Below are 19,418 nucleotides of genomic sequence, written 5' to 3'. Positions count from 1 at the left end.
CCACGGTGCCCGACGAGAACGCAGTCCGGAAAAGAGCCACAACCAGAGGCTGGGCAGCCGCAATAGAGAGCGTCCCGTCGGACACCTCGACAACAGCCTGGCCGGGCTGATGCCGTAGGAGAAGTCTCAAGTAGCCGCGAAGGTCCTGCACAATCAGCGTCCGCGTTCAGCTGTGCCACGCCGGCCGGCATCGCAGCGACACAAGTGTGGAGGCCGTCTGAGTCGTGATCACAAGCTGTTGGCTGCTGACGGCTGGCGGTCTGGCGGCTGGGCGGCGAGGCGGTGGCTCTGTTCGAGGGAGCGGCCCCACGCGGTGCCGGCGAGGATGAGGGCGATGCCGCAATGGCCGGCCGGGGCCAAGCTGTCGTGGGCGACCGTGATGCCGATGAAGGCGGCCCAAATGGGCTCTGTTCCAAGAAGCAGGCTGACCCTCGACGGAGACGTGCGCTGGACCGCCCAGATTTGAACGAAGAAGGCGAAGACCGTGCACGCGAGCACGAGATAGAGGAAGAGCATGGCTCGTACGAGGTCGAGCTGCGCGACGTACTGCGGGATCGAGTCGCCGTGGAACACAGAACCCACCGAGAAGACCGCCGCGCAGGTAACCAACTGCACCGTCGTGAGGTGCAGTGCGTCCATCGGCCTGTCGGCTGTGAGCTTCGGCATCGACGTGACGTGGACAGCGCGGACGATTGCTGCTGCGAGGACCAGCAGGTCGCCGAGGTTCGGTGGATCGAGTGCGCCGTTGCTCGCAAGAAGCGCGACCCCGACAACAGCGATCGTGGCGGCGACGAGGAATCTGCCCGGCAACCGACGTCCGGAGACTACGCAGTCGAGGATCGGCGTAAACACGATCGTCAGGCTGATGATGAGTCCGGCATTAGTGGCCGAGGTGTGAGCGATCCCGAAGGTCTCGAAGACGAACACGGCAGCCAGCAACATCCCGAGCGTGACCCCCACGCGCAGCTCGGCTGCGGTCACCCGGCTGCCCCGAACGGCCACGATCGTTCCCATGACGGCGACGGCGAAAAGCATCCGCAGCGCCAGGAGAGCCATCACCGAGCTCGGAGTGACCAGTTCCTTGGCCACGAGGTACGTCGATCCCCAAGACGCGGCGACCAGGAAAAGCAACAGATCCACGCGAAAACGGAAATTGAGGGAGGGCACGCCGTGATCGTCCGGCCAGATCACACATTAGACAAGACACTGATCTCATGGTCAATGGTTTAGTTTGACCTTATGGAACTGGGTCAACTGCGTGCGCTGAGAGAGTTGGGTGACCGCGGCAGCATCGCCGCCGTCGCGGCCGCCATGCGCGTCAGCCCATCATCCGTCTCGCAACAGATCAGCGCGCTGCAACGCCGCTCGCCGGCCCCGTTGACGTACCGGGACGGCCGGCGAACGGCGCTCACCGACGCGGGACGCGCCCTGGCGGAGGCAGCGATCGATGTGGAGGTGGCGCTTGAGCGCGCTGAACAGGCGGTGGCACGGTTTCAGAACGATCGCTCGGGCACGGTGTCGGTGGCGGCCTTCCACAGCGCGGGGCTCGCGATCTTTGCACCGCTGATCACGGCGCTGAACGGCCCCAACCGGCCGGACGTCAGACTGGGCGACTTCGATGTGGCTCAGGAGGACTTTCCGTCGCTCACGACCGATCACGACCTCGTCCTCGCCCATCGACTCGTCGGCAGCCCAAGGTGGCCGCCATCGGTGCGTGTGGAACCGCTCGTGTTCGAGCCCCTGGACATCGTCGTCCGGGGCGATCACCGGCTGGCAGCGAAGTCATCGATAGAGCCGACGGATCTCGCTGGCGAAAAATGGGTCGCGGTGCACGAGGGGTTCCCCCTGGAACAGGCCATCACCGTCATCGCGGGCATCGGCGGCGACGAGGCACACGTCGTGCACCGGATCAACGAATTCCTGGTGGCTGCCGCTGTGGTGTCCGCGAGCGACTGCATCGCGCTGATGCCCCGGTACACGAGCGACCTCCGCAGCCACCCGGATCTGGTGCTCCGCCCGCTCTCCCATCCTGGCCTGGGCCGGCACATCGACTGCCTCGCTCGACCGGAGACGCTCGAGCGCGCCACCGTGAAGACAGTCCTGGCAGAGGTAAGGACCATCACGACGGGTCTCACCGAGCGCCCGGGCGTCGGATAGCGGTGTGACCCGCGGCCCACTCGACGTCGGGTGCCCGTGAGAGGGCAGCTCGCCCAGCCTCGGAGCGCTCCCGGTCAGGGTCTCCCGCTCGAGAGATCCGGCGTCACACCGCCGCGGGACGGCGCGGCACTCTGCCAAGCGGCCCTCTGCGAGCACCGGTCGCTACGGCGACGAGGTTGTCGAGGCGAGGAGGCGTCGCGCCCGACGACCCAGGTCACTCAAGTCCACACGGCCCTCCTCGGCCGCGGCCGCTAGCCGGGCGGCAAGGTCCAATGCCTCATCGAGCACGGGTGCAGCGACGGCGGCCTCTTGGCCCATATCGCGGAGGATCGTGACCTCCGTCCGGGAGGCGATCAAGGGATCGGTGACCCCATCAATCCAAACCCGCGTGCGCCGGCCATCTCCGCGCTCCACCCCTGTGATCCGCTCCAAAGCGAAGATTCGGTCAGCACGCGCGAACTTGCCGAAGCCCAGTGCCACCATGCGGGAGTCCGACGCCACATAGCCATCTTGTCATTCGCCGCCCGACATCTGGCTAGGCGTGGAGTCGCGGCCTTGCGTCGTTTGGCCGCCAGTCGGGTATCCGGATCTGCCGAGATGAGTACGGCGGTTCGGGGTCACTCATGAACCGGGGTGATCCTCCCGCTAGCCACTCTGCTCAGTACTCCGCGAACGAAGTTGGCGTCGCCGTACCGGGGTTGTCGTTGTGGCCACACTCGAAGCCGCAGTTCGGGCAAAACTCGTAGGAGAGTGCACCAGGCGCGTCTTCGTAAGGCGGCGCAAGCACTACGCCGACTGGCGGAGGCCACGTCTACAAGGCGCGCGAGGAAGCAGGAAGACCCGACCTCCGTTTCCAGACTTACGCCACACCTGCGCCGTCCTAGCTGCCAGCACTGGCGCCACACTCGCCGAGCTACTGGCCCGTCTCGGACACTCCACCGCAGGCGCAGCCCTGCGCTACCAACACGTGGCTCAGAACCGCGACAAGGTCATAGCCGAAGCCCTATTTGGTCTGGTGGCGAAGGACCCGTTCTGAGCGCCACCTACTGAGTCCATCGCCGCGTTCAACCGCCTACGTGATGCGTCGTGCAGCGGCTGTGCATTGTTCGCGACATGTCGGTCATGACCGAGACATTCCCGATCACAGCCCGAAGGCAGCCTTCATGTCGGGGGCGGTGGCTCCGTTTTGCAGCGGCTTGACACGGAGGACTTGAGCGATGAAGCGGGTCAACGAGTAGTGGGTGAGGGGGGCGCTGACCACCTTGTGGGAGATGCTGGGTGTCAGCACGGAGGTGAGTACGACGTTGCCGGAGTGCTTGTCATCCTCGTCGGCGGTGACCACCACGACGAGCCTGCCGCTCTTGAACTCAGTACTGCGCAGGACCGGCGTGAGCTGCTGCTGGAGCCAGGAATCAGCCGCCGAGAGCGACGCGTTGTGGGCGTCGTGGTCGAGGTTGGGGATCAGGAACCCGACGTTGGGAAGAGCATTGCTGGCCGCGTCATCGGCGAACGGAGTCAGGTTGCGGTCGTGTGCGAGGCAGTTGGTGCGCCCCTTGGAGAAGTAGACCCACGGGTTGTGGCGCACGGCGTACTTCGGTGTCCCGATGGATCGGTCTGGGGAGTCGTTGGCCTGGCAGGGCCCGGGCATCGTCTCGGCGTACGTTCTTGCGGTCTTGCCAGCCGCGATCGCCTGGTCGAAAACCGACGTGGCCGGCCCGACGCTGGAGATGTGTGCCGCCGGTGACTTGTCGTCGTGGATGCCGAAGGTGGAGCCACCGGCTATGCCGAGGTAGTTCGGCAGGCTCGGGTGCGTGAGGGCGGTCCAGTGGGTGGCGTAGCCGTACTTGGTGGAGAGACCCGCGAGGAACGGCATCCCCGCCTTCATCTGGGCGTAGGAGTGGTTCTCCTCGATCACGATGAGCACCTTGCTCGGCCTGACCATGGTGCTCCCCGTGGCCAGCCTTGCCGCGGGGGCCGACCTCGACTTCTTCATATACGCAGTCGGGGAGGCCGTCGTCGCCGAGGACGTCTTGCTGGCGTCCGATGTCACCTTCGTTTCAGTCGTGGGCTGATGCTGGCTGAAGCCGCATGCAGCCAGGCCTGCCAGGAGCGCGCCTGCACAGGCAACAGCCACTATGCGGGAGCGTGCGTTGGTCATGTTGGACATCATGCTCGATCGGGCTGAGGGGCCAGCGTCCCGTCGCGAGCCTGCACGTCTCCTGACTGCCGTGCTCCGTTGGCCGTACTGAGCCGGTGGGTGACGTGCAGTCTCCGATGTCCAGTCAGGCTCAGGAGGGACGAGCTCACATCTCGGTCCGACCTCTGCGCGGGTCGAGGACCATGCCCCCCGTAGGCAGGCGCATCGTGAAGCATGCGCCTCGAAGTTCGGGGCTGGTCGCAACCGCTACGGTGCCGCCGTGTGCCTCTGCCACCTGGCGTGCGATCGCAAGGCCCAGGCCGGCGCCCCCGTCGGGCCTGCTCCGGCTGTCGTCGAGACGAACGAAGCGCTCGAAGACCCGTTCCCGGTCCTCGACCCCGATGCCCGGGCCGTCGTCGGCGACGGACACGGTGACCTGGTCACCGTTGCGCCCGGCGGTGACCCGCACCGCTGAAGCAGCGAAGCGCTGGGTGTTGTCGATCAGGTTGCGGATGGCGACCCCGAGTGCGTCTGCGTCACCGGTCACCTCGAGCCCGGGCGCGATGGTGGCCGTCACCGGGATCCTGCGCGCCCGTTGCACCTCAGCTCCCACCAAGGCCGACATGTCGACGGGACCACGGGTGACGGGACGTCGCGCGTCGCCGTGTGCCAGCCTCAGCAGGTCATCGACCAGCAGGGTCAGGCGGTCGGTCTCCACGAGGACCTCCTCGGCCAGCCCCGCATGACCGCCGGGGTGCGGGCTGAGCCGATCGGACTCCAGGAGCGCCCGGATCGTGGCGAGTGGGCTGCGCAGCTCGTGGGACGCGTCGGCCACGAACTGTCGCTCCTTGCGCGTGGCCGCGTCGATGCGCGCGAGCAGTTCATTGAGCGTGGCCGCCAGCCGACCCAGCTCGTCCCGCGAGTCAGGGACGGGGAGGCGCTCCCCGAGCTCTTCTGCGGAGATCGATGCCGCGCGGCTGCGCATCGCCTCAACGGGGGCGAGCGCCCGACCGGTGGCGCGCCAGGTGAGGGCCCCGGTGGTGAGGAGGACCAGCAGGCCACCGATCAGGAGCAGGACCGACGTCGACGCGGTTGCCGCGTCGACCGATTCGAGGCTGCGGGCCACCACGACGTACGACGTCCCGTCCGCGCTGCGCAGGGCGACGACCTCGTAGCGATCGGGCTCGTCGGGCACGGGCCCGCTGATCCGGTGGTGCACGGGTGCCGAGCCTCGCGGCGCCGGGACGAGCGGGTGGTCGGCGGCGTCGGGCGAGCTGTGGAGGACCTGCCCGTCGTCCAGTGACACGACCTGGACGATCGCTTCCTCGCCAACGGGGTCGGCGCCGGGCGTGCTTTCGGGCACGTCCGCCGCCAGCGTGCGTGCCTGGTCCTCGGCCAGCGAGGCGACCGCCGCGGTGAGGTCGGTCCGCTGCACCCAGATCCCGGCCACTCCCGCAACGAGGAGGACCGGGAAGAGAACTGCCAGGGCGGCAGCGGTGGTGCGGGAGCGCAACGACCGAAGGCGCACGGGTTCACCCGCCGTCCGCGGCGACGCGGTAGCCGGCTCCGCGAACCGTCTGGATGGCGTTGCGGCCGAAGGGGTGGTCGACCTTGCGGCGAAGGTAGCCGACGTACACCTCGACGGCGTTCTCACCGGCGTCCGTGCCGTCGTGCTGGGAGTCCCAGACGTTCTGGAGGATGTCGAGCTTCGAGACGACCATGCCGCGGTGGCGCATGAGGTAGTGGAGTAGTCCGTACTCCCGGGGCGTCAGGTCCAGCAGCACGTCACCGCGCCGCACCTCGTGGGTGGCCGGGTCGACGGTCAGGTCTCCAGCGGTGATCGTCGGTGGTCGGGCGACTCCGCCACGCCGGATCAGGGCTCGCAACCGGGCCACGAGCAGCGGAAAGGAGAATGGCTTCACGACGTAGTCGTCGGCCCCGAGGTCGAACGCGTCGACCTGGTCGTACTCGCCATCCTTCGCGCTGAGCATGAGGACGGGCGTCCACACGTCGGCGGCGCGCATCTGGCGGCACACGTCGTAGCCGTTGAGCCGCGGCAACATGATGTCGAGGACCACGGCGTCGTAGGCGCCGGTCAGCGCCAGCTCGAGGCCCGCATGCCCGTCAGCTGCCACGTCGGTCAGCAAGCCCTCGGCCTCGAGCCCACGCTTGACCGCCTGCGCCATCGCTTCGGAGTCCTCCACGAGCAGCACGCGCATCAGGAGCTTCGCCTGTGAGCGATCTCAGCGACTCTCAGCGGACCCACAGCATGCTCCGAGCACTGTGGAGCTCTCATCACACCACCAGGAGGATCCATGAAGAACACCATGTCCGGCCGGTTGCGCCGCAACGCCGCAGTGATCGCCGCCGCCTCGATCGTCGGGGCGCTCGGCATCGGAGGCGTCATCTCCGCCAACGCCGACAGCGGCACCGGAGACAGCGGTACGTCGACCACCCAGAACTCCGACGGTGACGGCGAGGTGCCTGACGCCCAGGAGAACGAGGCCGACGAACAGAACGAGGCCGACGAGCACGGCGAGACTGCAGATGACGGGGCGGATGGCGAGACCAACGACGACGCCACCGACACCGGTCCCGACGCCGACCCCAACGAGCCCGGGCACCAGGACGCCTCCGACACCGAGGGCTCCGAGTAGCACGCGCCCGGCACTACCGCGACACCCCGGTCGGCTCGTCGGCCGGGGTGTCGACCGCCCCCGGCGTGTTCTTGCGGAGTCGGTCGCGGACGAGAGGCGCCGCACCAGGCAGCACGGAGAGAAGCACGATGGCCGGTGTGAGGACCTGGACGTGGCGTGCCACGAAAGGCACGCCGCCCAGCAGGTGGCCGGCGGCCAGCATCCCCACGCCCCACAGCACCGCCCCGATCGCGTTGAAGAGCACGAAACGTCGGTACGGCATCCGCGCCACGCCGGCTACCGTGGGCGTGAACGTGCGCACGATGGGGACGAACCTCGCGAGCACGACCGCCTTCGAGCCGTGTCTGCGGAAGAAGTCGGCGGCCCTGTCCGCGTGGTGTGCGGAGAACAGGCGTGACGCGGGCCGGTTGAAGACGTGCGGTCCGGCGCTGCGACCGATCAGGTAGCCAGCCTGGTCCCCGGCGCAGGCGGCGAGCGCCACCGTGACGGCAACCAGGGCGAGGGGAAGGTGGATCACGCCGCTCGCCAGCAGCACGCCCGCTGAGAACAACAGCGAATCACCGGGCAGAAAGAAGCCGACCAGCAGCCCGGTCTCGGCGAAGACGACCGCAACGATCACGAACAGTGACGCGAGGCCACTCAGACCGGTGAGCGCGGCCGATGCGTCGATCATGTCGTTGACGCTAGGTGGGCCTACCTGCCAGGGACCTGACTGGCGGCCGTCGTGCGATGCCAGACCACGTAGGGCCCCACGCTCGTCGCTCGCCGGTAGTCGGCGTCCAGCACTCGCTGTGCGGTGGTGGCGTCCACGCCCCACGTCGCGAGGGACGGCCCGCTGACGACGACCCACGTCGGGGCCCGCCGCCCTCGCAGCACGCGTGTGAGCTCGGAGAGCGAGGAGTCGCGCACCCGCACGGGCAGGCTCCAGAGCTGCTCGTAGGGGCTGTGAAGCCCGGACTCGTAGACGATGTTGGGATGGCCGAAGCCGACGACCACGGAGTCGCCGGGAGAGCCGTGACTGCGGAGGTAGCTCGCCACAGCGAGGTCGGCGGCGTTGGGTGGCGCCGCACTCGCGACGACCACGAGTGCGGTGAGGCACGACGTGAGCGCGAAGGCCACGGCGGAGCCGGTCGAGCGTCGGAGCCGGGTGCCTCGCTGGGCTGCCGCCACGGCTAGGAGCACCATCCCCGGGACCAGCCCGACCAGGTAGTGGAGCCAGTAGCTCCCGCCTCCGGCGACCGCTGTGAGCTCCCAGGCCAGCACGGCGAGGGCCGGGAGGCGCAGGTCTGGGACGAGCCGGTCCGTGACGACTTCGCCGGTGGCACTGGCGACTCGGACGGGCCCACGCAGTCCGAGCACCAGCACGACGACGACGAGTGGGCCCCCGCTGAGGACGGCCGCAACGAGGAGCGTGACCATCCGGTTGCTGGTGCTGCTGGTCGCGGAGGCCTGGATGACGGATGCCGCGTGTGCACGGAACACAACGAGCGCGTCCCACAACATCGACGGTTCGGTGCCCCGGATCTCCGCCATGGCAAGAGCAAGGTCCAGGAAGCCGGTGGCCCCCGCAGCGACTCCCGCCGCCAAGACCAGCGCGCGCCTGCTCCCGGAGCTGGCAGCGGTCACGCCGAGGAGGACGGCAGCCACGACGAACACGTCCACGACGTTCTGCTTGACGAGTGCTGCCGCCATCCCTGCGATCCCTGCGCAGGCGGCCCACGCCGCCGCCAGCGGTGCCGCACGGCAGGCGCGGGCCAGACACACCATGCCGAGGAGGACGAACGGGACGGAGAGCAGCTCGCCGTCGACCTCGGTGCCGAACAACGGGGTGCTGATGAAGATGGCCGCCACGAGCGTCGGTGTCAGAGCGCGACGCCTTGCGACCAGGCCGGTGAGCACAGACGTCAGGAGCACCGAGGACACCACGACGCCCGTGCCGATGAGCCTCAGCCCGGTCGCGCCACCGAGGTGGTCGGCGAGGTCGAACAGCGTCACCAACACGGGTGGACGGTCCACCCAGTAGTGACCGTAGAGGGACGGCCCGGGGTGCCACTGCGAGGCAACCAGGAGGAAGCCCCCCTCGTCCGGGCTGAGAGGCCACTCGGCGAAGGGTACTTCTGCCAGGGCCGCGAGGGCCGCGAGCAGCCACGTGGGCCGCCCGATGGCGCTCATCCGTTCCCGACCGGCGCACGTGACGTCTTCGAGACCCATGACGCCACAATCCGTCAGCTCACCTGCACCCCGCCTGACCGCCGGGCAGACTGGGACAGTCAGGTTGTCTGCAGGCGGGGCGAAGCATCCTGGGCAAGACCGACGAGGGACGAGGAACCCACCGATGGCACGTGTAGGACTGTGCGAGGACGACGCCGCCATCCGCCGCGTGGTCACCGAAGCCATGCGCCTGGCGGGTCACGAGGTCCTCAGCGCCCACGACGGCGGCGAGGCGCTGCGCCTCTTCACCGAGGACGACCGGCTCGACGTCATCATCCTCGACATCGGGCTGCCCGACGCGGACGGGCGCGACGTGTGCCAAGCCCTTCGATCGGGCGGCCAGTCGGCCCCCGTCCTGTTCCTCACCGCGCTGGGTGCGGTGCACGAGCGACTGGCCGGGTTCAGCGCGGGCGCCGACGACTACCTCCCCAAGCCGTTCGACGTCCTGGAGCTCATCGCTCGCGTGGAGGCCCTCGCCAAGCGGGGGCGCCTGGTCGTCGCCGCGGCGCCCACCGATCTCGTGCTCGACCCCGCCCGACACTCCGTGGCCTGCAACGGCAGGGAGTCGCTGTTGACGCCGACCGAGTTCCGGATGCTCGCCGCCATCACCTCGCGTCCCGGGGAGGTCGTGCGCCGACGCGCGGTGGTCGCAGCCGCGTGGCCCCAGGGCGGGATGGTCAGTGACAACACCGTCGACTCCTACGTCCGGCGCATCCGCACCAAGCTGCGCGAGGTGGGGTCGCCGATCGAGCTCGCCACTGTGCGCGGCGTGGGCTACACCCTGAGGTGATGGACTGACGTGGTGGACCACCAGCGTGGCGGGATCGCCGAGATCGGGCGGCACGGGCTGCGCCGTCTGGCGCCGAGGTCGTTCCGCGCGACGATCGTCGCGTCGACGGTCGGGTTGATGGCGGTGGCGATGGTCCTTGTGGTGCTCGGCATCCAGGTCGTCCTCGACTTCACCGCGCAGCGCGACATCCGGCAGGTCCTCGAGGACCGTTCCAACGCGATGGTCACGGTCATCGAGCAGGCGTCCTCGACCCGACTGACCATCCCGGACGACACCCTGGAGCCCGGCATGGTGGTGTACGACGCTGCCGGCGATCGCGTCGCGGGATCGGTCGAGTCGGTCGTACGTGACGCGGCGGACGACCTCGCCACGACCGACCGGGTGCGCACAGTGCGAGGACCAGCCGACGAAGAGCGGCTCCTCGGCACTCCGTTCACCACGCCCAGCGGCGACAACGGTGTCCTCGTCGTGAGCCAGGAAACCGGTCCGTACGAACGCTCCGAGCTCTACGCGCTCCTCGCCACGGTCGCGCTGGGCCTGGTCGTCATCGGTGCGACGGCGGTCGTCGCGCTGCGAGTCACCCGGCAGGCGCTGAGGCCGGTGGCCCAGATGGCCGACCGGGCTGCTGACTGGAGCGAGCACGACCTCACCCACCGCTTCGCGCTCGGCCCGCCCACCAACGAGCTCGCGGCGCTCGGCGAGACACTCGACCACCTCCTCGACCGCGTCGCGTCGGCGATCCGCTCCGAGCAGCGGCTCACCTCGGAGCTGGCCCACGAGCTCCGCACCCCCCTGACCGCCATCCAGGGATCAGCCGACCTGGCCCTGCTGCGGGGCGTCGAGGACGACGCACTGCGCGAGAACCTGACCCAGATCTCCGCCTCCAGCCGGGAGATGGCCGGGGTGATCTCCACGCTCCTCGACCTCGCCCGCGTCGGCTCGGCGACGGGGCGGGAGCAGGCGTGCGACATGGCCGACGTCGTGCCAGCCGTGGTGGCGGCTGCCGGTGACCGGGTCGAGGTGGTCGACCTCACCGGCGGTCCCGGGGTGCGCATCGCGGCCCCAGCCGCTCTCGTCGTGCGTGCTGTGTCCCCCGTGGTCGACAACGCCGCCCGACACGCGCGACGCCGCGTCGAGCTCACGGTGGGCGAGCACGCGGACCGGGTGGAGCTGGTGGTCTCCGACGACGGCGACGGGGTCGACCCGGGCGTCCGGGACGACCTGTTCGAGCCCGGGGTCTCCGCCGAGGGCGGAGCCGGCCTGGGCCTCGGCATCGCACGTCGGGTCGCGCGATCGTTCGGAGGAGACATCGGACTGGACGACGCCGCTGGCGGCGCGTCCTTCAGGATCACCCTTCCGCGTCGCTGAGTGGCAGTCAGGTGGGGTGCAGGTCGGATGCGCCACGGTGTCGTCTGCGGGCCCGCCTTCCCCCCGGGGCGGGCCCGCTCCACCCAGAGGAGGGAGCACACATGCCTCAGCGACGTGGTGGGCGGGTTGCTGCTCGCCGTGTCGACGTACGCGGTCGTGACGTGGCGCGCGAGGTCTCACCCGAACCCTGGCTCCTCGGAGTCGTCCTCGATGACGACAACCCCGTAGTTCTCGTCCAGGCGTACGTCGACCGTGGTGCCGTCGGGCTTGGTCACCTCGACCTCGTAGGTGGCGCCGTTCTCGTCGTCGGTCTCGACGCTGTTGGCCGTGCCTCCGCCCGTGGCCTCGAGGGCGGCCTTGGTGGCGGCGTCGGCCTGCTCCTGGGTGTACTGGTGGCTGATGGGGCCGTCATCACCCCCGTTGCCGGCCACTGCCACGCCGCCGACGACGGCGGCTCCTGCTGTCCCCAGCGCCAGGCCTGCTGCCCAGATCCGCTTGCGCATCTCGACTCCTCCATCGCCCGTGTGTTCGTGCCTCCCACTGTGCGCCACCCGTGCTGAAGCGACGCTGAACGCCCCACGGGCTCTTCAGCCCACCTTCAGCCGGCGTACAGGTGGCGTGTGGGACTCTCGCACGGTGCGGGTCCTCGTGGTCGAAGACGACAAGCAGCTGGCCGCGGCCCTGCGTCGCGGACTGGAGGCGGAGGGGTACGCGGTCGACACCGCGCTCGACGGCCGGGAGGGTGCCTGGCTCGCCGGTGAGAACTCCTATGACGCGATCGTCCTCGACGTGATGCTGCCGCACGTGACGGGGGACGAGATCTGTGCGCGTCGTCGCGAGCAGGGCGACTGGACCCCGATCCTGATGCTGACCGCGCGTGCCGGTCCGGACCAGGAGGTGCGGGCCCTGGACGCGGGGGCGGACGACTTCCTCGCCAAGCCCTTCTCCCTGGCGGTGCTCCTCGCGCGGCTGCGGGCGCTCGTGCGACGGGGGAGCGGCGAGCGACCGACCGTCCTGGTCGTCGGCGACCTCGAGCTCGACCCGGCCGCGCACCGGGTCTTGCGGGCGGGGACGAGCATCGACCTCACGCCGCGCCAGTTCTCCATGCTCGAGTTCCTCATGCGGCGCTCCGACGAGGTCGTGTCCAAGGCCACGATCCTGGACCACGTGTGGGACTTCGCCTTCGAGGGAGACCCCAACATCGTCGAGGTCTACGCGCGGCAGCTGCGCCAGCGGATCGACCATCCGTTCGGCAGGGCGAGTCTCGAGACGGTGCGGCTGGTGGGTTACCGGGTGGTCGACGACAGGTGAGTCGCCTCGACGCCCTCTCCCTGCGCAGCCGTACGACGTTCACGGCGGTGGTGATCGTCGCCCTGCTCCTGGGCGCGGGTGCCTGGGTCCTCATGACGACGCTGGACCGGCAGCTGGTCACCGCCACCGACCGGGCCTCGCAGGCCACCGCGCACGACCTGGTCGCGATGGTGCAGGGCGACCGGCTGCCGGAGGTGCTGACGCAGGTCGGCGACGACGGGGTCGCACAGGTCTTCACCGCGGGCGGCACGGTCCTCGCCGCCTCCGCCAACGTCGCCGGCCGTTCACCCATCACGCGACCAGCAGGGTCCTCCGGGGCCCGGCAGCGCACGTTCGACGGCCCTGACGACCAGGAGACGGAGACCTACCGGGCGTGGGTCGTCTCCGGCGCCTCGCCGCGGGGGGACGTGACCGTGGTGGTGGGCAGCAGCCTCGAGGCGGCGCACGAGGCCTCCCGACGCCTGCGCACGCTGCTGCTCCTCGGCGTGCCACTGGCCGTGCTCCTGCTCGGCGCCGTGGTCTGGCTGCTGGTCGGGCGCGCCCTGGGCCGGCTCGACCGCATCCGTGCCGAGGTCGACGCCATCGGCCCCCAGCAGCTAGACCGGAGGCTGGTCGTGACCGGACCGCGCGACGAGGTCAGGCGGCTCGCGGCGACCATGAACCGGATGCTGGACAGGGTCGAGACGGCCGTGACCAGGCAGCGCCAGCTCGTCGCCGACGTCTCCCACGACCTCCAGAGCCCGTTGGCGACGCAGCGGCTGTCCCTCGAGGTGGCCCTGCGCGAGCCGGGGGCGGTCGATGCCGACGAGCTCCGTTCGGGTGTGCTCGCTCCAGCGCGGGCCATGGAGCGGCTCGTCGATGACCTGCTCGTCCTCGCGGCGGCCGATGAGCACGCACCTGGGGCCACGAGCAGTGTGGACCTCGACAGCCTCGTGCTCGAGGAGGCGGAGCGTGCCCGCGGCACCAGCCGCGTGCGCATCGACACTGCGCGCGTCTCGGCAGGCCCGATCCGCGCCAACCCCTCGGAGATCAGGCGCGCGGTCCGCAACCTCGTGGACAACGCGGCCGCCTATGCGGCGTCCGTCGTCGAGCTCGCTGTGGTGACCACCGGACAGGAGGTCGTGCTCGACGTGCGGGACGACGGCCCCGGTGTCCCCGTTGATGAGCGCGAGCGCATCTTCGACCGGTTCCACCGCGGAGACAGGTCACGCACCGCCGGGGTGTCCGGTAGCGGCCTGGGCCTGTCCATCGCCCGGACCGCCGCCGAGCGTGCCGGCGGGCGGCTCGACCTCGTCGAGGGTGCGGGGGGAGCGCACTTCCGGATGGTGCTCCCGGTCCTGCCCCTCGAGTGAGGCGGTGGCTCGCACCGTGCGACTCTCAGGCGGCGCCCGCGTCGACGAAGGGCGCACGTCCCAGCGTGCGCGTGATGACCCGCGTGATCGCCGCTCGCGCGAGAGGTCAGCCCAAGGTGGTGAGCAGCGTCGTCATGGCTTGATCCTCGGCCGCCCGGTCCGGGCTGGAGGCTCGCACCGAGGAGAGGACGTCGTCGATCTGGCTGTCCACGAATGTCCACGCCTGGCAGCTCTTCGGCAGCAGCGAGCCCTGGTCGGCGTCCCATGCGCTCTCGAGGTCGCTGATGAGGGACTGGGCTCCCTGCTGGTCGCCGGAGTTCACCAGGTGCTGGGTGTCCTGGACGATCGTGCGGTACCTCTCGACGGACGATGCGGGGAAGTCGGCTGCCACCTTCGTCGTGGCCTGGCCCTGGTCGAGCGGGGTGCCGGCGTCGCAGCTCGGAGCCGGTCCCTCGTCGGCGAGCGAGCTCGTGTGCGGTTCGGCGTTGGCCCAGGCGAGCAGTCCGACGGTCGCGATCGCGGCCGCGACCATGACCCCCAGCGTGGCGCGGCGCCGCTGCGGCGAGGTGTCCGGGACGTACGCCGTCTCCTCGGCCTGCTCGATGACGTCGGCTCGGCTGATGGAGAGGTAGACGACGGTGGCGAGGATCGCTCCGAGGAAGATCAGACTGGTGCCGAACACCCCGATCCCGAGCCCCTGCTCATCCTTGGGCAGGCCGAACCAGTCGCCGATGTTGGCCCCGAGCGGTCGGGTCAGGATGTAGGCGATCCAGAAGCTCAGCACCGGGTCGGCGCCGAAGCGCCAGAGCACGGTCACGAGGGCGATCAGGCCGAGCGGCAGCAGGATCGACAGGCCGGGTCCCCACCCGGTCAGCTCCAGGGTCCAGTCGCCGGTCGCCGTGCCGAGGGCGAAGGTGACCAGGACCGCGAACCAATAGAAGCCCTCACGTGGGGTGGTGACGATGCTGTGGATCGACAGCGTCCGCTCCCGGGCGTACCAGACCGCGAAGGTGCCGGCGAGCAGCACCGAGAAGACCGTGGTGCTGATCCACAGCGGCACCCCGGCCCGGTCGGTGAGGATGTCGGTGTAGAGCGTGCCGGTCACGCTGACCACCACGACCGTCAGCCAGTAGGCCGCAGGAACGTAGCGTCGCAGCCGCATCTGCACGGCCAGCACGACGACGAAGATGACGGTGAACAGGATAGCGGTGTTCACCAGTCCGACCCCGAGCGTCATGTTGATCCAGTCGGCGAAGCTCTCCCCGACGGTCGTGCAGAGGATCTTGATCACCCAGAACCAGAGGACGACTTCCGGGACCTTGTTCAGCATCTCTCCTACGCCGGGGGCCCCATCGCTGCGTTGAGTCATGACCTCACGATGGTGGTCGGCACCTGACCACAACCTGACTGTGGAAGCGCCTGCATCGAGGAGGGCTTCACGAACCGGGTGAGTCGTTCACGTAGTCGAGGATCGGCGAAGCATGCCATGCTCCTCGGCCCGAAAGTCACTGACAGCCTGACTGAGAATTCAGCATCGGCGACCAGCACACCCCCTCATCGACACTTCGGATCAGCCACTTCTCGGACCCGCACAGCCGACGCTACGCCGACCGCCCATCAGCCGGAAGCCCCTCACTCCAAGCACCCCTTGACAGAGAGAGGGGTGTCAGATCCGGACGTTCGGCCAGATATCGCACGTGGGCGGCTTAGCCACTGACCGTCGGCAGGGCACACGCTTCGTCGGCGGCGTTGGCCGTGCAGAGCATGTACTCGCCGGCCGTGACTGCGTCGGGGACGATGACTCGGTCTGGACCTACGCCTACGACGCCGATATCAGCCCAGTACTGATTGTCGATGTCCTCAGCACTCCACCATGCGGGGTCGTGCTCGCCCCTCGCGTGCGAGATGGTCCGGAAGCGTGCGCTACCGAAGGTGGACTGACTACAAAGTGGTGGGGCGGCCTACGGTCGGCTCGTAAGCACCGTCTGGCCTGCCCGCCGCTGGATCACCGGGGGCGGTGGGATCAGCGTCAGGGCGAGCCTAGGTGCGGTCGCGGTCTCGCGTCCGCAGAACGACGAAAATCGTTGGCGGCCCGGGGGACCGCTTTCTCGATCTCCTCGGGCCTGGTGGCAGGAACCGTCATGACGGCACTGAGACCTGGTGTCGTGGTAACCGCAGTGGCGGCGCCTGATTCGAGGTATCTCGCGATCGTGTGCCGTGCCTTGAACGCAAGTCGCGGGCCGCTCAACAGGGGAGCGGCCGACGACGAGTGCGGAGGCGTCGCCCCGTCGAAACGGGCGACAGGGCCACTGCGGCCAAGCCCCAACTAGGTCCCGACTTGCACGTACGCGCGCGCTGCGGGCCATGCGCTGACTCGTCGAACCAGCCGACTACCGCCTGCCACGGGTCTGCTGCACGATTCGGCGGCACCATGACCTGCCCCACCGTTCGTGCATGCAGCAGTCCCGTCCGTATCCGGATAGAGAGACGACTGGCTGCGCCTTGCGCACACCCAATTCTCCGCAGTAGGAAAGTTGCGTCCCCGTATCCGGGGGGAGCTATGGCACCGACAGGAGGTTGATGCAGGTGTCCGCCTTTGGTGAGGTCGTGTTCGCTGCAGGCCCGAGCAGAAACTTGGAGACCATCGGAACACCCGTCTTGTGGGCTGCGACCATCGGCGGTGTCATCGCCCTGCTCGCGCTCGACTTCGTCGTCACGCGCCGGCCGCACGACGTATCGATGCGCGAGGCAGTGGGATGGTCGGTCTTCTACATCGCCCTGCCGCTGGCCTTCGGCGCCTACGTCTGGGCCGAGTTCGGCTCGACCCGGGGAGTCGAGTACCTGACCGGGTACCTGGTTGAGAAGTCCCTCTCCGTGGACAACCTGTTCGTCTTCATGCTCCTGCTGTCAGCGTTCGCCGTTCCACGGGAGCTCCAGCAGCGGGTGCTCCTCTACGGGATCGTCGGGGCGCTGGTCCTGCGCGGCATCTTCATCGCCCTCGGCGCCGCGGTGTTGGCGAACCTGAGCTGGGCGTTCCTCCTCTTCGGCGCAATCCTGCTCGTCACCGCGGTGAAGATCCTGCGCGACCAGCAGTCCGGCCACGGCAACGAGGTCGACGTGACCTCGATGCGATCGGTACGTCTGCTGCGCAGGTTCGTTCCGGTCACCGACGGGTACCACGGTCCCCGGATGCTCGTGCAACAGGCCGGTAGGCGCGCAGCTACGCCGTTCGCGCTGGTCGTCGTCGCCGTCCTCGCCACGGATGTCGTCTTCGCCGTGGACTCTGTGCCGGCGGTGTACGGCATCACCGGTGACCCGTTCCTGGTCTTCGCCACCAACGCGTTCGCGTTGCTCGGCCTCCGGGCGCTCTACTTCGTCCTGGAAGGTGCACTCAGCAAGCTGGTGCACCTCGGATACGGGCTAGCGGCCATCCTGGCCTTCATCGGGGTCAAGCTGGTCTTGCACTGGGCGCACGGCGTGTGGCCCGGAGTTCCGGAGATCCCCACGTTGGCGTCACTCGGAGTAATCATCGGCATCCTCGCTGTGGTGACCGCGACAAGTCTCTACGCAACCCGAAACGACCGTCGCGGGGAGGAACACCCCGAGCACCAGACCGGTCACGTGTCTCACCCGGGCGGAATCCCGCGCGACACGCGGATCCACGACGACACCCACTGAACCCATCAGCAACACCGTCGCAGAGCATGCCAGCACCGAACCGAATGAGCGGCCTCATGCCACGCCCACGAACGCCGAAGCGACCGCTGGCGCCTGCGTCTGCTGCACGGACAGGTGACATCTGATCTGCGTCGGTGTGAGTCGGCGCTGGAAGGATGTGCACCATGCCGAAGGCGTTTCCCAAGGAGTTCCGCGGGACGTGATCCGGGTCTTTCGCGACTTGGTGCCTCGATGGCCCAGGTCGCGAAGGACTTCGGCGTCTCGCCGGCGTCTCTGAAGCGGTTGCTGGTCATCGGTGGGCGGAACTCATCACGTGACTTGAGCCCGGCGACTGAGTCCGATGCGCCTGCAGCTGCGCGCGCTGCCGTTCGTCGAGGGCCGGCTTCCAGAGGAGGTGGTGGATCCGTCGTGGGGACCGGTCTGCTCCCGTCGCGCAGCCACGAGCTCGCTCGCAACCTGATGTGCTCCCCGGTTGGCCCAGTGAGGTGGGCCTGCCCGTCGCCGTGGTCGTGCGCCGCCTGCGCGAGGCTCTCGAGCGATCCGGCTGGGAGGTGGCCGCCGGCCAGACGCAGACGAACCAGTGCGCCGTCGTCGGCTGGCCAGGGGGGAGCACGTCGGGGCACCGGTCACGGCGGAGTCGAACGGAGGGGGTGGTCACCGGTGGTCCTCGGAGGTGAGGAACTCGTGCGCGGGGTCCTCGAGTGACCTCGCGGCTGTTGCCGCGAGGGCAGCAGGTCTTCGGACTCCGGACCACCCGGGGCGGGACGCCTTTCCGGACCTCAAGGTCCAGTGGCTGCCGTGAGACAGGACCCCGCCCGTCACCCTTACCGCTGCGCGTCGGTCCCGGATTCGCACCGGGTTCCCTGCGCCCCCGCGGCGGACCACGGGAGGTTGACTGGCGCTCGGCACGCTACCAAGACCCGCGCGCGGACGACACCCGCGGGCACGGACCGGACCGGACCGGACCGGACCGGAGCGGACCGGACCGGTGCTAGTGTCCTCCGCATCCACACGGGAGCGCGATGCATCGGGCTGAGATGGGGCTGAGGCCGCCCCGACCGTCGAACCTGCTCCGGATCATGCCGGCGAAGGAAGTGAGATTGACGTGTTGCCACGGTTCCACCTGATCACCGATTTCGACACCCACGATCGGGACGCGTTGACGCATCTGGTCGCCGTCGTCGGCGAGGGCCTCGTCGGCACCCCGCGCGTCGACGCGGTCCAGGTCCGCGCGAAGCAGGCCAGCGACCGCGAGGTCGTCGCCTGGACGCGTCAGCTGCTGGCCGAGCTCGCCCCACGAGGGACGCGGGTGATCGTCAACGACCGCCTCGACCTCGCCCTCGCCGCCGGGGCGCACGGTGTGCATCTCGGCCGGAAGGACCTGGCCGTGGCCGACGCGCGGGCGCTCGCCCCCGCGGGATTCCTGGTCGGTGCCACCTGCCGTGGTCCGGAGCACGCGATCGCCGCGCGGGCCGAGGGCGCCGACTACGCCGGGGTAGGTCCGGTGCACGCCACCTCTTCCAAGGACGGGCTGCCTGACCCCCTCGGTCTCGACGTGCTCGCCGCGACCGCACGGGAGATCCCGGCGATCGCGATCGGCGGGATCACCGCCGCCCGGGTACGCGACGTCATGACCTCCGGTGCCCATGGCGTCGCCGTGGTCGCCGCCGTCTGGAAGGACCCCGACCCACCCGGCGCGGCCCGGGAGATCGCCGAGCTCGTCCACACGTCGTGAGCCCGGTGACGCCCGGGCTCCG

18 protein-coding genes and 2 riboswitches are annotated in these 19,418 nt (G+C 69.3%); of the genes, 9 read left to right on the top strand and 9 right to left on the bottom strand.

What is annotated here, in order from left to right; translation table 11 throughout:
- Window positions 1-228: 228 nt before the first annotated feature.
- Window positions 229-1,167: a DMT family transporter gene (locus JWN97_RS09490; RefSeq protein WP_297621688.1), complete on the bottom strand. Its 939-nt coding sequence runs from the start codon at window positions 1,165-1,167 to the stop codon at window positions 229-231.
- A 72-nt stretch (window positions 1,168-1,239) separates the two neighbouring features.
- On the opposite strand from JWN97_RS09490, the gene JWN97_RS09485 reads away from it, so the two are divergent.
- Window positions 1,240-2,157, top strand: coding sequence for a LysR family transcriptional regulator (locus JWN97_RS09485; protein WP_297621686.1), 918 nt, complete (start codon window positions 1,240-1,242; stop codon window positions 2,155-2,157).
- Window positions 2,158-2,319: 162 nt separating this feature from the next.
- Here the strand turns inward: JWN97_RS09485 and JWN97_RS09480 are convergent, their stop codons facing one another.
- A complete protein-coding gene (locus tag JWN97_RS09480) occupies window positions 2,320-2,658 on the bottom strand; it encodes a hypothetical protein (RefSeq protein ID WP_297621684.1) in 339 nt (112 codons plus the stop codon).
- Window positions 2,659-3,298: 640 nt separating this feature from the next.
- A complete protein-coding gene (locus JWN97_RS09475; RefSeq protein WP_297621682.1) occupies window positions 3,299-4,072 on the bottom strand; it encodes an alkaline phosphatase family protein in 774 nt (257 codons plus the stop codon).
- A 1-nt stretch (window position 4,073) separates the two neighbouring features.
- Here JWN97_RS09475 and JWN97_RS09470 point away from each other — a divergent pair, with 1 nt between their 5' ends.
- On the top strand, window positions 4,074-4,229 hold the full coding sequence (locus JWN97_RS09470; RefSeq protein WP_297621680.1) for a hypothetical protein: 156 nt from the start codon (window positions 4,074-4,076) through the stop codon (window positions 4,227-4,229).
- A 231-nt stretch (window positions 4,230-4,460) separates the two neighbouring features.
- Here JWN97_RS09470 and JWN97_RS09465 read toward each other — a convergent pair whose 3' ends face one another.
- Window positions 4,461-5,822 carry a HAMP domain-containing sensor histidine kinase gene (locus tag JWN97_RS09465; RefSeq protein ID WP_297621678.1) on the bottom strand — a complete coding sequence of 454 codons (1,362 nt, stop codon included), beginning with the start codon at window positions 5,820-5,822 and terminating at the stop codon, window positions 4,461-4,463.
- 4 nt (window positions 5,823-5,826) lie between these two features.
- Entirely contained in the window at window positions 5,827-6,513 is a 687-nt protein-coding gene (locus JWN97_RS09460) for a response regulator transcription factor (RefSeq protein WP_297621676.1), read from the bottom strand.
- A 96-nt stretch (window positions 6,514-6,609) separates the two neighbouring features.
- Between JWN97_RS09460 and JWN97_RS09455 the strand changes: the two genes are divergently transcribed.
- The gene (locus tag JWN97_RS09455) at window positions 6,610-6,951 is read left to right on the top strand and encodes a hypothetical protein (protein ID WP_297621674.1); all 342 of its coding nucleotides are present in this window, start codon (window positions 6,610-6,612) and stop codon (window positions 6,949-6,951) included.
- A 13-nt stretch (window positions 6,952-6,964) separates the two neighbouring features.
- Here JWN97_RS09455 and JWN97_RS09450 read toward each other — a convergent pair whose 3' ends face one another.
- Together JWN97_RS09450 and JWN97_RS09445 are read right to left on the bottom strand one after the other, a co-directional pair.
- Window positions 6,965-7,624: a VTT domain-containing protein gene (locus JWN97_RS09450; RefSeq protein WP_297621672.1), complete on the bottom strand. Its 660-nt coding sequence runs from the start codon at window positions 7,622-7,624 to the stop codon at window positions 6,965-6,967.
- Between the two features lie 20 nt (window positions 7,625-7,644).
- Window positions 7,645-9,162: a hypothetical protein gene (locus JWN97_RS09445; protein ID WP_297621671.1), complete on the bottom strand. Its 1,518-nt coding sequence runs from the start codon at window positions 9,160-9,162 to the stop codon at window positions 7,645-7,647.
- Between the two features lie 124 nt (window positions 9,163-9,286).
- Between JWN97_RS09445 and JWN97_RS09440 the strand changes: the two genes are divergently transcribed.
- Both JWN97_RS09440 and JWN97_RS09435 read left to right on the top strand, forming a co-directional pair.
- Window positions 9,287-9,952 carry a response regulator transcription factor gene (locus JWN97_RS09440; RefSeq protein ID WP_297621669.1) on the top strand — a complete coding sequence of 222 codons (666 nt, stop codon included), beginning with the start codon at window positions 9,287-9,289 and terminating at the stop codon, window positions 9,950-9,952.
- 12 nt (window positions 9,953-9,964) lie between these two features.
- The gene (locus JWN97_RS09435; protein ID WP_297621667.1) at window positions 9,965-11,320 is read left to right on the top strand and encodes a HAMP domain-containing sensor histidine kinase; all 1,356 of its coding nucleotides are present in this window, start codon (window positions 9,965-9,967) and stop codon (window positions 11,318-11,320) included.
- A 176-nt stretch (window positions 11,321-11,496) separates the two neighbouring features.
- Here the strand turns inward: JWN97_RS09435 and JWN97_RS09430 are convergent, their stop codons facing one another.
- The gene (locus JWN97_RS09430) at window positions 11,497-11,823 is read right to left on the bottom strand and encodes a PepSY domain-containing protein (protein WP_297621665.1); all 327 of its coding nucleotides are present in this window, start codon (window positions 11,821-11,823) and stop codon (window positions 11,497-11,499) included.
- A gap of 133 nt (window positions 11,824-11,956) precedes the next feature.
- Between JWN97_RS09430 and JWN97_RS09425 the strand changes: the two genes are divergently transcribed.
- Both JWN97_RS09425 and JWN97_RS09420 read left to right on the top strand, forming a co-directional pair.
- Window positions 11,957-12,631 carry a response regulator transcription factor gene (locus tag JWN97_RS09425; RefSeq protein ID WP_297621663.1) on the top strand — a complete coding sequence of 225 codons (675 nt, stop codon included), beginning with the start codon at window positions 11,957-11,959 and terminating at the stop codon, window positions 12,629-12,631.
- Window positions 12,628-13,983: an ATP-binding protein gene (locus JWN97_RS09420; protein ID WP_297621662.1), complete on the top strand. Its 1,356-nt coding sequence runs from the start codon at window positions 12,628-12,630 to the stop codon at window positions 13,981-13,983. The genes JWN97_RS09425 and JWN97_RS09420 overlap by 4 nt, the downstream gene beginning before the upstream one ends.
- 106 nt (window positions 13,984-14,089) lie before the next feature.
- Here the strand turns inward: JWN97_RS09420 and JWN97_RS09415 are convergent, their stop codons facing one another.
- On the bottom strand, window positions 14,090-15,313 hold the full coding sequence (locus tag JWN97_RS09415) for a hypothetical protein (protein WP_297621660.1): 1,224 nt from the start codon (window positions 15,311-15,313) through the stop codon (window positions 14,090-14,092).
- Window positions 15,314-16,641: 1,328 nt separating this feature from the next.
- Between JWN97_RS09415 and JWN97_RS09410 the strand changes: the two genes are divergently transcribed.
- Entirely contained in the window at window positions 16,642-17,661 is a 1,020-nt protein-coding gene (locus JWN97_RS09410) for a TerC family protein (RefSeq protein ID WP_297621658.1), read from the top strand.
- A gap of 732 nt (window positions 17,662-18,393) precedes the next feature.
- Window positions 18,394-18,526: riboswitch (cobalamin riboswitch) on the bottom strand.
- A 136-nt stretch (window positions 18,527-18,662) separates the two neighbouring features.
- A riboswitch (TPP riboswitch) is annotated at window positions 18,663-18,772 on the top strand.
- Window positions 18,767-19,396 carry a thiamine phosphate synthase gene (gene thiE / locus JWN97_RS09405; RefSeq protein ID WP_297621656.1) on the top strand — a complete coding sequence of 210 codons (630 nt, stop codon included), beginning with the start codon at window positions 18,767-18,769 and terminating at the stop codon, window positions 19,394-19,396. (Overlaps the previous riboswitch by 6 nt.)
- The last annotated feature ends 22 nt before the right edge of the window (window positions 19,397-19,418 follow it).

This window comes from Nocardioides sp. (genome assembly GCF_025965415.1).
Lineage (GTDB): Bacteria > Actinomycetota > Actinomycetes > Propionibacteriales > Nocardioidaceae > Nocardioides.
Note: the sequence above shows the minus strand (reverse complement) of the source record. Positions and strands in the feature narration are given on the sequence as shown.

Coding starts and splice junctions, on each gene's coding strand:
- JWN97_RS09485 (WP_297621686.1), top strand. CDS start 1,240: ATGGAACTGGGTCAACTGCGTGCGCTGAGAGAGTTGGGTGACCGCGGC.
- JWN97_RS09470 (WP_297621680.1), top strand. CDS start 4,074: ATGAGCACCTTGCTCGGCCTGACCATGGTGCTCCCCGTGGCCAGCCTT.
- JWN97_RS09460 (WP_297621676.1), bottom strand. CDS start 6,513: ATGCGCGTGCTGCTCGTGGAGGACTCCGAAGCGATGGCGCAGGCGGTC.
- JWN97_RS09455 (WP_297621674.1), top strand. CDS start 6,610: ATGAAGAACACCATGTCCGGCCGGTTGCGCCGCAACGCCGCAGTGATC.
- JWN97_RS09450 (WP_297621672.1), bottom strand. CDS start 7,624: ATGATCGACGCATCGGCCGCGCTCACCGGTCTGAGTGGCCTCGCGTCA.
- JWN97_RS09445 (WP_297621671.1), bottom strand. CDS start 9,162: ATGGGTCTCGAAGACGTCACGTGCGCCGGTCGGGAACGGATGAGCGCC.
- JWN97_RS09440 (WP_297621669.1), top strand. CDS start 9,287: ATGGCACGTGTAGGACTGTGCGAGGACGACGCCGCCATCCGCCGCGTG.
- JWN97_RS09430 (WP_297621665.1), bottom strand. CDS start 11,823: ATGCGCAAGCGGATCTGGGCAGCAGGCCTGGCGCTGGGGACAGCAGGA.
- JWN97_RS09415 (WP_297621660.1), bottom strand. CDS start 15,313: ATGCTGAACAAGGTCCCGGAAGTCGTCCTCTGGTTCTGGGTGATCAAG.